We start from the raw sequence: 15,006 nt of genomic DNA on the forward strand, positions 1-15,006 counted from the left end.
AATGATAGGAGTTATAGGAAGTACAAATATAGACATAGTACTAAGTGTACACCACTTCACCGCACCTGGTGAAACACAAAAATCAGATATAATAGATACAAATTTTGGTGGAAAAGGAGCTAATCAAGCAATAACAGCTGCAAAACTGACAAAAAATCCAGTATATTTCTGTACAGTTATTGGTGATGATGAATACGGTAAAAAAATAGAAAAAGAATTCAAAAAAAACAATATAGAAGGATACTGCATAGAAAAAGACACCAACACAGGAAGAGCTTATATAGAGGTCTCACAAGAAGGAGAAAATAGAATAATAATACATCCTGGAGCAAATGATAAAATATCAACACAAAAAGTTGATAACTTTTTAGAAAAATATTCCGACAAAATAAAATACTGTATGATACAAAACGAAATGCCAGAAACAACAATAAACTATGCAATAAAAAAACTAAAAGAAAAAAACATCAAAATAATATATGATCCAGCACCAAAAGAAGCAACAAATATAGAAAATCTTAAAGATATAGACTTTCTAACTCCAAATGAAACAGAATTTGAATATTTATTCAGAAAAGTCTCAAATAAAATAGATTTAGACCTTAGAGAAAAAGGATTATTATTCAAAAAATTAACTGGAGTAAAAAATCTAATAATGAAAATGGGGTCAAAAGGAAGTCTATTAATAGATGAAAAAAATCAATTATCAACAATAAAATCAATAAAAGTAAAAGCAGTAGATTCAACTGCAGCAGGAGATATATACAATGGATCATTTGTATCAGCACTCTCAGACAAAAATTCAATAGAAAAAAGTCTAATATTCGCAGCAGTATCGGCAGGAATTTCAGTCACAAAAAAAGGGGCTCAAACATCTATACCAACAAGAGAAGAAATAATATCAAAAATAAATTCATAAAAAACGGATAAGTTATAAACTTATCCGTTTTAATTTTATTCATAATCAAAAAATTTAAACATATTCTGATTCATCAACTTATCTTTTAAAATAACCTTTATCTGATACCTACCCTTATCGAGTTCTGTCAAAATTCTAAAACTAATACAAGGATATGTAAAAGCCTGTGTCACTGGTTCAGATCCAGGTTCCTTTAAATTAATTTCAGCAGTTATAATATCATCATTAATATAAATCTTATCAACACTCAAATCATAACCACCTGTACTTTTCTTACCAATACAAACACTTATCAACCTACCATTCTCATCTATTAAAATTTCAGGTAATTCACTTCTTGATTTTTTATCAACAATCTCATAAACCAAAACTTCTCCCATATCATTCATATCCTTCAATTCAAACTTATCACCCTCAACATCAAAAGTCTTAACCTTAGGGTTTTCTTTTTTTAAATTATCACTATTATCATCTTTTAAATTACCCAAAAAAACCAATCCCCCCAATAAAACGACAACACCACCGATCAAAAAAATCAATTTCATATCCATGATCTCACCTCCGATCGATTAAATTATATAAAAAATAATTAAATAATAATTAAAAAAGCGGCTTTAAAAGCCGCTTAAATAAACTTATTTAAAAAACTATAAATGGAAGTTCATTTATAGGATCATCATCTATAATAAATCCATTATAAAGAGATTGTTGCAATGAAATTCTTTCGCCATTTATTTTTATATATCCTGAAACATTATAATCAGCATAATTATCAGGTAATTTTATTATTTCAATATTATCTATCCATGCAGTATCCATATTTGAAGAAGCTGCACTATCTTTAGAATATTCAAATTCTATTTTATTTTCTCCTTGTTCAAGAGGAATAGAAGCTGTTTCCCAATCTAAATTTCCTGAAACTTTAAATACAATTTCATCATTTATTTTAACAAATAAATAATCATAATCAGCTTCACTTGAAACTTTATAATCAAAATTCATTATATAACCATATTTTGAATTTGGCAACGTAGTTGTTGTACTAAAATTAGATACTTCATCATCATCTATATCAGCAAATTTTACAACATTATCATGAACTCCAGCTACATCAACAATAAATGGAGCATTTGAACTAAGTTCCCAAGACATTTTAGAAAAATCTCCTGTTTCAAAATTATCTGATAAAGTAGGAGGATTCAAAGGTGGTAAAGAATCTGGTTCTACTTTAATATAAAATACCATAGTTCCCGGATCTGTTATAGTTGTTATAGAAGTTAATGGTTCAGAATAAACTTCTGTAACCTTATCTGCACCTAAAAGTTTCAAAGTATAATTTCCTGAAGCCATTGGTTTAGCCATTGATAATTCAAAAGTAGATTTCATAGTATAATTAATTTTAGTATCTTCATCAACTTTAACATCTTTAACTGTTATAGAATTTTGTTCTGCACTTCTGAATGCTAAAGAATTTGTATCTAATAAATCAGGTCCACCCATTATAACATCGTATGTATCAGGATCTATTTGATAAAATCCACAAACTCCGTTAGCATTAGTTCTTGCATAATAACTTGGTCCATTATTTCTCTTTAAAGTTACATAAATTCCAGCAAGTGGTACTTTTCCAGTACTATCTGTAACAGTAATTTCTAAATTACCACCAGTATGAGAAGGAAGTTCTGCACTTAAAGCTTCTAAAGGATCTATTCTTCCATAACCAGATTTTTCATCCCAACCAGTTACTCCAATATCTTTAGCTGTTAATTCCATAAGTTTTCTTATTTGATATCCAGTTGCATTTGGATATTTTTCAAATAATAAAGCAGCTAAAGCTGAAACATATGGAGAAGCCATAGATGTACCATTATAAAAAGAATAAGGTCCATAAATATTACTTAATTCAATACTATTATGAGCTATAGTTGATAATATTTGATAACCAGGAGCTATTACAGAAACTGAATCTCCTCCAGTTGAAAAATCTGTAACATTATCATCCGGTCCACTAGCACCAACACCTATTATACCTGGTAATGAATTAGGACTTCCCCAATTTTCTTCAATGTGAGTATTACCAGTAGAAACAACTACTAAGACATTATTTCTTAAAGCATAATCAAAACCTTCTTTTAAAGTATCAGAATAACCAGGTCCACCCCAACTATTTTGAAGGATTTTTGCACCATTTATAACAGACCATTGTGCATTTAAAGCAACATTAAAATCCCCTACAAAATCAGGAGCAAAAACAGGAGCTACCATTAATTTTGCATCTGGTGAAAGACCTTTTATACCTGTTCCATTTTCAAAATTTCCAGTACCAGCAACTATACCAGAAACATGTGTTCCATGATCTCCATAAGGAACTGAAGTTCCTGCAGGGATTGTTTTTTTATTATAATAATCTATTCCATCAACATATTGTCCTTGCAAATCTGGATGTGCTGAATCAGAACCACCATCCATTATAGAAACAATTACATCTTTTCCAGTATATCCTAAATTCCAAACTTCTTCAGCTTTAAGCTTTTTTAAAGCCCATTGTGAACTATATCTTGAAGGTGCTTTTGAACTTATATCTACTATATCTACTTTTTCATAAGGTGTTATTTCTCTTTTAAAATTTGGTTCTGCAAATCTTATACCTTCAACCTTATTTTTTATTAAAACTTCTAAAGCTTTTTTAGTAGAAATATCTAAAGTTAAATTTGCTATTTTTAAATTTTCAGCTTTTTCTATATCTTCAGCCTTTAATAATTTTACTATTTTATCCAAAGCTTCTTCGTTTTCATAACCTACATTTATTTGATTATCAAAATATTCATACAAATCTAATTCATCTATTCTTTTACTTATTAAATCTTCAAATCTATAATTTTTTGATATATCATTATTATTTTCATTATTTTTTTCTTTTGGCATCATACAACTACTTAAAATTAAAGCAGTTAATACTAATAAAACAATAAATAGTTTTTTCACTACAACTCACCCCCCTTAATTTAACGTCTCAGTTGTAAAATCAGCATGTAAATCAGGTTCCATACCATATGGATAAGGATCTACTCCCCAACCTTTATCTCTATATCTAAAATCTGCCGAAATAGAATATGATTCACTATCATCATCTATAGAAATAGCGTAAGCAATATTTATTCCCCAGTTATAAGACTTTCCATTTTCAAGTTTATCAGATTTATAAAGAGAATTATCTCCACTTACAAATATTCCATAAGGATTAATTACATGCCAATTTAAACCATCTTTTTCAACATTTCCAGTAAATTCTACAGATACATCTTCTTTTCCCAATGTAGCAAATGTATAACCAAATGGTTCTGTTGAAGTATCGGAAACAGGAACAAATAATCCATTATTCGATTGATTCCAATCATATACAAAAAGGTTATAAGCATATACAACATCAGAATCGGAAACCAATTCTTTATCTGGTCCCCATTTAAATACAGGGTTCACAGAAACATCCATAGAATTATGTTCAGGAGATTTTAATTCTATATTAAATTGATCCATAGGAACTACAGATCCTAATTTTGTCATATTTCCTTCATATCCATTATATTTAGGTTTTATACCATACCATACTTCTTCTCCTGGAGTTAACTGTGATGATTGATCTACAAAATTAGCCAAAGGTTTACTTTGTAATATTCTATAAGTTGTATAAGAAGATCTAACAGTACCTATTTTTACATAATTTATATCATCAAAAGATCTATAAACATTGTATGCCTCAGGTTCTTCATAATCATCTGGACCTTCTATAAGTGAATTAGCTTTTAATATTTCATAGCTATCAAAATCTATCCAGAATAATTCAATATATAAATTAGAATCTGTTTGAATTCCATTCATATCTACTTCTAATTCAGGAATATTTAATGAAATAGAATTATCAAAAGTTCTATTTTTTCCTGTCAAATCTACAGGATCATTATAATAAGCTAAACCTCTTCTTCTCATCCAAGAAATCATATTTTTTTGATTTAAAATTGCAACATCTGTTGCTTTCATCACATTATAAGGTGTTGCTGGTGCTGTATCTAATACTCTTTGAACATTTACATAATCTATATTCAAAACCAAATTATCATTATGATCATAAACCGCAGTAAATAAAGCATTTTCACCATTTGATAGACCTGTTAAACTTATATTTGAAGTGGTTTTAGTTGATTCACTCGAATAAGTAGCAGTTCTATCAGATATCATAGCTCCTGAACCAGGAATTCTATTCCAATTTGTGAGATATGTTATATAATGAAATTCTTCTTTTTGTAAAATTTCTAAAGAAGCTTTAAAATTTTGTGTAGCTGGTGTAGTATCAATATTAAATGGAGTATCATCAGAATTATAATAATTAATAGTTACTTCATTTAATTCTATATCTGATGAATCTTCCCATAAAGAAGCTTTTCTTGAATAAATTTCTAAAGGTTCTTTATTTAAAAAATATGTTGGTTTTAAATTTTTTACAACTGTTTTAGCATTACCCTCTTTAGTTATAACAAGTTCTACTTTTTCAGGTATATTTGGTATATTTATATCAGCATAACCCTCTTCATCTGCTATAAATTCACCGAGTTTTGAATCATTAGACGAATTAAAAACCTCTATTTTTCCCTCTGAAACTCTTGGACCAGAATTATATTTAACTAATAATACTTCTAAGCCTTTAGTCCAAAATTCATAAACATCACTTGAAACTTTTTGAGAACCATCTGAAACTTCAATTTTCCAATAATATCTCTTATTAGGTTCTGTTTGAATATCATAATAGTTATTAGTTAATTTTTCAGCTACTTTATTTAAATTAGTTTCTGATTCTCCAACATAAACAGCATAAGTTAGAGGTACATTAGATTCTGATTTTTTCCAAGTCAATCTAACAGTACCTTCTAAATGTTTTGTTCCATTTTCTGGAGTAAACTTATTCTCTATTACTGGTGGCTTCTGAGTTTGAGTACAAGATACCAGTAATATTCCAGCCATGATAGTTAACATGATTAAAAAAAGTACTTTTTTCACTTAAATCCCCCCTTAATGAGTAATTTTTATGACTTTCTCTTTAATTTTTGAATTTTCATTTAATTCAAAACATATAAAATTCAAAAAAAATTAATAATCTTAACTTTATATTATTATACAACTTTAAAATAAAAAAATCAATTTTTAATAAAAAATGAATAAAATTACTTATTGTAAATTATTTTTGAATTTTTTTTCATATGTAAATGATGTGTTTCTTTTCATACTTTATTGTAAAATATAATAGCAATAAAATTTTTATAAATTATTAATCAAATGACATATAAAAAAACTTATCAACTTATCGACATTGGTTAAATCTTTGTTAGTTTATAAAATACTTACATTTTTTTTATTTTTATTCAAGATTTAAGTTATAAACTATCAACGTTGATAAGTTGATTTAGTTGATAACTTTCAAAAATATCTCAAATACATTATTTAATAAGTTATGAACTTTTAAATTAAAAAAATATCAACAAAAAATGTCTATAACTATGTTATCGACATGATTTTCGATAACTCAGTCGATAATTATGTCGATACAAAAAACTATCAACATGATAATAATATACAAAAGTGTACTTATAAGTTATCAACAAAAATGAGTTGATAACAATAATAATAAGTTGATAAGTTATAGACTTAATTTAATAAGAATTCAAGCTAATTTGAATCACTTTTCAACTATCAACATCATATCACTATCACTACTACCATATATATATAAGAGACTATAAAAATTATAAACAATAAAAAAATTCGAAAGGGGTAATAAAATGAAAAGTGGAAGACTTGTATTAATAGTAGGACCTATGTACTCTGGAAAAACATCTGAATTACTATCATATGTTGAAATATATCATTTAGGAAAAAAGAATTACAAAGCTTTCAAACCATCAATAGATAACAGATATGATGAAACATTCATAGTATCTCATAACAATACAAGAGTAAAAGCATATCCTATAAAAGAACCAAAAGAAATATTTAAAATACTTGAAGGAAATGAAAAAGCAGTATTTATAGATGAAATACAATTCATATCAGAAGAATTAAAAGACATAATACTAAATCTAATTGATAAAGGAATAGATGTATTCTGCTCAGGATTAGACTTAAGTTTTAAAAACAATATATTTCCAACAACAAGTATATTAATGGGATATGCAGATGAAGTAATAAAGAAAAAAGCAGTATGTCACGAATGTGGAGAATACACAGGAACTATATCTTATAAAACCATTGAAAATGGTGGAGAAATAGATATAGGTGGATTTGATAAATATATAGCTGTGTGTAGAGACTGCTATAAAAAATTGAATGAAAAACAAAAAAAAGAACAAAAGATAAACATGAACAAATTATTTTAATTAAAAAAGGGAGTTACTAATATTGAATTATAAAGAAAAATATTTTGAACCAATAAAAAATAAACTCAACAAAGAAGAAATAAATATATTAGAATCATACTACAAAAATTCAGAAAATTTCATAGAAACTAAAAATAAGATAAAAACAAATACAAATTTTTCATACTTCAATTTTTTCTTATACACTCCAAAAGAAGAATTAAAAGAAAACTATTACAAAGTATTTAAAATACTTTCCTTAATTACAAATGATGTAGACTTAGCTTTAGAAATATTGAAAGAAAGCAATGAAAATCTAGATATTGAATATATAGAAAAAACAGATGAAACATTCTTCACATATTTAAATATAATAATGAACACAATAAAATATACAAAACAAATACTTATAAACAAAGAAATTCCAAAAAATTTAAATGATGAAAAAGAATATAAAAAACATATAAAAAATATGGATAAAATATATAATACAACAAATTCAAACGATTTAAAAATACAAATATTATACATAAAATACATACATGATCAAAATGAAAAATACTTAGATGAAATAAAAAAAATTATAAATTTATCAAAAATAAACAAACAAAAAGATTTCATCATGTTGATAACTTACACATTATACAAAATAAACAAAATCCATGGAAAAGAAATAGAAGAAAAAATACAACAAATATTTATAAATCACTCAACAACAATATACTCAATATATTCAAATATCTCATATTCTTCAATAGAAAGAATGAATTTTTATATGAACGAATTCAACGACTTATCAACAAAAATGAAATTAAATGAAAAACTATTAAAAACATTCTTAAAAAATGTAATAATATTCAGTTATGGTGAAAAAAAGATATTAAAAGAACTTATGAATCATCAGATAAATCAAGAATATATAGAACAACTATTAGAAATAATAAAAACTTTTGACAAAAAAGAAGATATGATAAAAACACTAATAATACATGCATACCTAATAAAAAAAGCAAAAGATCTAAATATAAAAATAGAAAAACACATAAAATATTTTGAAGACAAATTTATAAACAATATATTTAAAGCATTAAAAGAAAAAAAAGAATATCAAGAAATAAAACAATTATTAAAAACAAAAAATATATTAGAACATGATTATCAAAAAATATCATATTTCATACATGATTTATCATACTCATTATATTTTGAAATATCAGCTTACTTATTATTAGAAGAATCAAATATATGTGGAAATTATATAAAACTAAATTATCACTTAAGCGAATACATATTAAACATCATAGGACTAAAATATCAATCAAAAAATGTAATAGATCAAATAATATCAATAGGTGAAAATCAAGAATATATAATAAACTTAATAGAAAGTGATTGGATACATGTTCAAAATTTAAGTGATGATATAAAAAAAGATTATTTAGAATACATAGAAAAAAATGAACTATTAGAAAAAAAATTAAACAAAAATACAAATTATATAATATACAAAGATATATTCAATTACTACATAAAAAAACCAATAATAAACAAAAAAATAATAGTTGAATCATTAAATTCAAAATCCAAAAAAATCAGAGATTTAATAATAGAAAACTTAAAAGGAAAAAATGAATATGATGAAGAACTACAAAAACTTTCAAAACAAAAATTACCCAAAGCAAACAAAGAAGAATTAGAATATCTTATAACATACAATAAAATAAACAAATTCGATACAAAAAACAATTCAATAGTCAATCTGATAAAAGAATTATACAATCCAAAAATAATAGATAAAAAATTAGAAAAATTAAATATAATAGATATACCAAAAATAAAATATGAACAAAAAAATGAATATATAGATGAAATAGTTATAAAATATTACATATCCTCATTCCTTTTAAGTCCAAAAGTGGAACTACCTTTACTTGCAAATGAAATAAAAGAAAAATTATCTAAAAATGATTTAAACACATTAGGAAGATATGTATACAATATATGGCAAAACAATGGAGCAAAAGCAAAAGAAAAAATGGCTATGGTATTTGCTGTTTATAACTGTGATGATGAATTCATAATAGAATTCAAAAAACAAATAGACGATTGGGCTTTAAATATGAGAGGTGCAATAGCAGCGGAAGGAATAAAAGCATTATCATTTCATGGAAGTGATTATGCACTGATGCAACTCGATACAATAAGTAGAAAATACAAACACAAAAAAGTAAAAGAAACTGCAAAAGAATACTTTTATATAGCAGCTAAAAATATGGGATTAACCTCTGAAGAGCTCTCAGATAAAGTAATACCCAATCTTGGATTCAATACAAAAGGTGAAATAGAACTAAATTATGGAAATAGAAAATTCATAGGAAAATTAAATAAAGATCTAACAATACAAATATATGATCAAGAAGGAAAAAAATTAAAAACTCTTCCAAAACCAAATAAATCTGATGATGAACAAATAGCAAAAACAACAAAAAAAGAATTTACAAACCTAAAAAAACAATTAAAAACGGTCATAGAATCTCAAAAATTAAGATTAGAAAGAGCAATATTCATAACAAGAAAATGGAATTCAAAAACATTCAAAGAAGTATTCAAAGACAATCCAATAATGAATATATTTGCAACAGGACTTATATGGGGCATAATAGACCAAAATCAAAAAATACAAAAAACATTCAGATATATGGAAGATGGAACATTCGAAAACCAAGAATATGATCAAATAAAACTCAAATCAGAAGATCAAATAGTACTAATACACCCATTTGATATAACAGAAAAACAAATAAATGAATGGAAAGAAAATTTACAAGACAATGAAATAGAGCAACCTGTAAATCAATTAAACATAAAACTAATAAAATTAACCCAAGAAGAACAAGAAAAACACTTTTTAAAAAGATATAAAGGTAAAAAAATGTATGTTGCAACCCTAATAAATAGATTAGAAAAATTGGGATGGAGTAAAAATTCAATAACCGATGGTGGTGGATATAGCGGATTTCATCTACAATTTGATGAACTTAAATATGGAGCACAAATACATGGTTCTGATTTATACATAGGTGGAATTGATGAAACAACAGAAATAGAAGAACTTGCATTCTATAAAAAAGAAGAAATAGAAAGAGGATCCTATTTATATGATGACCTAAACGAAAATAATACATATAAAATAAAAAATGTAGACAAAAAATTTCTAAATGCTGTATTAAACCAATTAGATGAAGTAATAAAATAAAATAATTAGTCAAGTGGTAAAAATTACTACTTGACTAATATTATATAGAGGTGCATAAATGCAAATAATAAAACAACCAATGGAAATACAATACAAAGAAGAAATACAAAAACTTATAAAAAATGAAAAAGAAGACAAACCAGAAGGGTGGCAAATGTCTCCATTATCTGTAAAAAAATTCATACTTGGAGATAAAAAATTACAAATAAGCAAAAAAATATATGGAAATGATGACATAGTAGAAAGATCAATAGTTACACTTGCAACAGACAGAGGACTACTGTTAACAGGTGTCCCAGGAACAGCTAAAACAATGCTCAGCGAACTTTTAACTGCTGCTATATGTAATGATTCATTGAACACAATACAAGGCAATATAGGTACAAATGAAGCCGATTTAAAATACTCTTGGAATTACTCATTATTAATTTCAAATGGTCCAAATAAAAAATCAATGATAAAATCACCTGTATTAAAAGCCATGGAAAAAGGTTCAATAGTAAGATTTGAAGAAATAACAAGAAGTCCTCAAGAAGTACAAGACATGCTAATATCAATAATGAGTGATAAATTGATACAAATACCAGAACTAAAAGAAAACAACACAATATTTGCAAAAAAAGGATTCAATATAATAGCTACAGCCAACACATTAGATAAAGGTGTAAATGAAATGAGTAGTGCATTAAAGAGAAGATTTAATATAGAACATATAAAACCCTTAAACAACATAAAATTAGAACAAGAAATAGTAAAAAATCAAATAATAAAAATGGATGAAAAAAACAAAATAGACGAAAACATAATAGAAATATTGACAACAATATACAATGACTTAAGAACTGGAATAACGATAGAAGGAGATTTAATAGAAAAACCTGAAAAAAACTTATCAACTGCAGAACTTGTAAATGTATATCATGAATGTATGATACATGCAAAATTCTTTTCAAATTCAGAAATAGATGCAAATATAGTTTTTGATAAATTAATAAACAGTTTTGATGAAAACAATGAAAATGATATAAGAGCTTTAAATTACTACTTTGAAAAAACAATAAAACTAAGATCATCAACAAATGAAATATACAATAAATTATATAAAAATATGGTAAAAATAAAATGAACTTAAAAAAATATATAAATCAAAACCATTTCTTTTTTCCAATAAGACATCATAGTATAATAAGTTCAAATTTTTTAAAAAAAGCATTAAAAGAATATAAACCAAAAACAATATTAATAGAGGGACCATCAGATGCAAATAAACACATACAAAACATTGCAAAATCAAAACCACCAATATCCATATATGGAATAAATCAAAACATAGAAAATATAGGAATAAACTACCCATTTTTCAATACATCGCCAGAATATATAGCAATAAAATACGCATATGAAAAAAAAATAGAAACAAAATTCATAGACATACCGATATATGATTATCAGATAATAAAAGAAAAACAAAACTTTGAATACTCACAATACATAAAAGAAATAATAAAAAAATTAAAATTAAAATCATTTGATGAATTTTATGAAAAATACTTTGAAATAAACTTACAAAGCAAAACAATAGAAAACTATATAAAACAAATGCTTGCGTACTGTGAAATAACAAGAAAACTAACACCAACACAAACATTCAATCAATTAAGAGAAAAATATATGGCAGAAAATATAATAAAATATAGTACAGAAAAAACATTAATAATAACTGGAGGATTTCACACAGTAATACTACCAGAACTAATAAAAACTCAAATAAAAATCTCTAAAAAAGAAATAAATAAAATAACAGATAAAAATAAAAATTACTTAATACCATATAACACAAAAAATATCTCATCATTAAATGGATATCCTGCCGGAATAAATTATCCTGAATACTCAAAAATAATGCTAAAAAACAGTATGAATACAACGCAAACATTCACAGAAATACTAATAAAATATGCTCAAAAAAATAAAATAAAAACACCTATGAGCAAAATAATAGATGGAATAAATATGGCAAATGGACTTGCTAAAATAAGAAAAAAAATTAAACCAGGAGTATATGAACTAATAGACAGTTCAGTAACAACATACTCAGACAGTATATATTATGATGACTCAGAACAAATAAAACAAAATTTCAAAAAATTTCTAATAGGAGAAAATTATGGAAAAACATACGATGAAACCACATTACCACCGATAGTTCAAGACTTCATACTAACAACAAAAAAATATAAAATAAAAGAAAATTCAATAATTACATTAAACATACTAAATTCAGAAAAAGCTTTACAAAAATCGATATACCTATATAAATTAGACTATTTAAACATAGAATATTCAACTCAAACAAAAGGAATAAATTTATACAAAATAGACCTTAATCAAAACATAAATCAAACATTCAAAATAACAAACAAAGAAAAAATAATACATCAACTAATAGATAATGCGTACTTAGGAAATACAATAGACAATTGTATAAACACAAAAATAAAAAATCAATTAAAAAATTCAACAAATCTATATCAATCAATCAATATATTAAAAATAATGACAATATTAAAAAATAAAACAAACGAAATATATAAAAAAATAAATGAATACATAATAAATGAACACAATATATCAAATATGATAGATTCATTCTATGAACTAATAAACATAATAAATTACTCAAAAACATTCAATCAAAATATAGAAGAAGATATAAAAATAATAATAAATAATCTATACATAAAAATACTTACACAAATAAAGACAATAGACAAAATAAACATAAAGTTAGAAAACAAAATATCAAACTTCATAAATGAACTAAACACTTTTATAAATAACAACAACATAATAAAATTGAACAAAAAAATATTTATAAACACATTAAAAATAATAACAAAAAAAACATGGACATCTTCATTAAAAGGAATATCAGTATCAATACAATACACTCAAAATATAATAGAAGAAAAACAACTATACAAAATAATAAACAACAACTTCAAGACAACTGAATTCGGAATAATACACACATCAAACTTTCTAAAATATTTAATAATAAACAACCATCAAATATTATTCAAAGATGACAAATTCATAAAAATAATCAATCAATTTATAGAAACACTGACAGAAGAACAATTTTTTCAAATACTACCAGAATTAAGAAAAATATTTATAAACTTAAAACCAATAGAAACCGTAAAACTATCTCAAAAAATAAAAAATTTAAACAATACAACAGAAAATATACTAATACAAATAAACACAACACAACAACAAATAATAAACAACATAAAAATACAAAAAAAAGCTATAGAAACACTTGAAAAAAGAGGAATAAAATATGGATAATAAAACAAAATGGAGACTAATACTTGGAAAATACTCAAAAGAAAATTTAAATCAAAACATAACAAAAGAACAACAAAACATAGAAACACTATTAGATACAGTATATGATAATGAATATACAAAAAATAAACAAATGTATGGAACAAAATCAAATGGAATAACCATAATAGAAACTATAAACAAAGTAAAAAATATATTAAATCAAGAAACAATAAACAAAATAGCTTTAGATGCATTTGAAGAATATGGAATATATGAACTAATAACAGATAAAAACTACATAAAAAACATAAAACCAGACATAAACCTATTAAAAAATTTAATAATGTACAAAAACTATACAAAAACAGAAGAACAAGAAAAAATAAAATACATGATAAAAAAAATAGCAAATGAAATAAAACTAAAAATGTTAAAAAATATAGACCTATCATCAGTTGGGACTACAAACAAAACAATATCAACAAAATACCAAAAATCAAAAAATATTGATATAAACAAAACCATAAAAACAAATATAAAAAATTACAACAAAGAACAAAAAAAATTATATATAGAAAACATATACTTCTATCCAAATAAAGCAATAAAAAAAACAAAAAATATAATACTAATAGTAGATTGTTCTGGTAGTATGATAAAAAGTTTAATATACTCAGCAATAATATCCTCAATATTCTATAATATAAATCATATAAACATAAAAATAATATTATTTGATACAAGAATAGTAGATTTATCTCAAATAAAACAAGATCCAATAGAAATACTATTAAATGTAACACTTGGCGGAGGTACAGATATATCAAAAGCATTAAAATACTCACAAAAACTAATAAAAAACAAACAATATACAGAAATAATAATGATAACAGACTTATTTTCAGAAGAAAAAACAATGTTAAAAGAATTTGAAAACATAAAATCAATGGTAAATAAAATACTAATATTAACGGGAATAGAAGATGATGGAAAAACCTATTATAATAACAATATTGCAAAAAAATTAGAAAAATTAAATATATCAGTCAAATCATATACAGTAAAACAACTCGTGAACTACATAAAGTAAA

9 protein-coding genes are annotated in these 15,006 nt (G+C 24.5%); 6 read left to right on the forward strand and 3 right to left on the reverse strand.

Annotated features, from left to right (window positions below):
- Window position 1 precedes the first annotated feature (1 nt).
- The gene (locus C7380_RS06395; protein ID WP_109604664.1) at window positions 2–919 is read left to right on the forward strand and encodes a ribokinase; all 918 of its coding nucleotides are present in this window, start codon (window positions 2–4) and stop codon (window positions 917–919) included.
- Window positions 920–954: 35 nt separating this feature from the next.
- Here the strand turns inward: C7380_RS06395 and C7380_RS06400 are convergent, their stop codons facing one another.
- From C7380_RS06400 to C7380_RS06410, 3 genes are all read right to left on the reverse strand, one after another.
- Window positions 955–1,470, reverse strand: a complete 516-nt coding sequence (locus tag C7380_RS06400) for a protease complex subunit PrcB family protein (protein ID WP_109604665.1) — start codon at window positions 1,468–1,470, stop codon at window positions 955–957.
- Window positions 1,471–1,558: 88 nt separating this feature from the next.
- On the reverse strand, window positions 1,559–3,904 hold the full coding sequence (locus C7380_RS06405; RefSeq protein ID WP_109604666.1) for a S8 family serine peptidase: 2,346 nt from the start codon (window positions 3,902–3,904) through the stop codon (window positions 1,559–1,561).
- 15 nt (window positions 3,905–3,919) lie between these two features.
- A complete protein-coding gene (locus C7380_RS06410) occupies window positions 3,920–5,971 on the reverse strand; it encodes a hypothetical protein (protein WP_109604667.1) in 2,052 nt (683 codons plus the stop codon).
- Between the two features lie 779 nt (window positions 5,972–6,750).
- Here C7380_RS06410 and C7380_RS06415 point away from each other — a divergent pair.
- The 5 genes from C7380_RS06415 to C7380_RS06440 are packed head-to-tail and all read left to right on the forward strand — an operon-like array spanning window position 6,751 to window position 15,005.
- Window positions 6,751–7,344 (forward strand): thymidine kinase, encoded by a 594-nt coding sequence (locus C7380_RS06415; RefSeq protein ID WP_109604668.1) that lies wholly within the window; start codon window positions 6,751–6,753, stop codon window positions 7,342–7,344.
- Window positions 7,345–7,366: 22 nt separating this feature from the next.
- Window positions 7,367–10,579, forward strand: a complete 3,213-nt coding sequence (locus C7380_RS06420) for a DUF4132 domain-containing protein (protein ID WP_109604669.1) — start codon at window positions 7,367–7,369, stop codon at window positions 10,577–10,579.
- A gap of 58 nt (window positions 10,580–10,637) precedes the next feature.
- Window positions 10,638–11,705 (forward strand): ATP-binding protein, encoded by a 1,068-nt coding sequence (locus tag C7380_RS06425; protein ID WP_109604670.1) that lies wholly within the window; start codon window positions 10,638–10,640, stop codon window positions 11,703–11,705.
- Window positions 11,702–13,933, forward strand: coding sequence for a DUF5682 family protein (locus tag C7380_RS06430; protein WP_109604671.1), 2,232 nt, complete (start codon window positions 11,702–11,704; stop codon window positions 13,931–13,933). Before C7380_RS06425 ends, C7380_RS06430 begins: the two co-directional genes overlap by 4 nt.
- The gene (locus C7380_RS06440; RefSeq protein ID WP_146192158.1) at window positions 13,926–15,005 is read left to right on the forward strand and encodes a VWA domain-containing protein; all 1,080 of its coding nucleotides are present in this window, start codon (window positions 13,926–13,928) and stop codon (window positions 15,003–15,005) included. The genes C7380_RS06430 and C7380_RS06440 overlap by 8 nt, the downstream gene beginning before the upstream one ends.
- Window position 15,006 lies beyond the last annotated feature (1 nt).

Origin of the sequence: Oceanotoga teriensis (assembly GCF_003148465.1) — a bacterium.
Lineage (GTDB): Bacteria > Thermotogota > Thermotogae > Petrotogales > Petrotogaceae > Oceanotoga > Oceanotoga teriensis.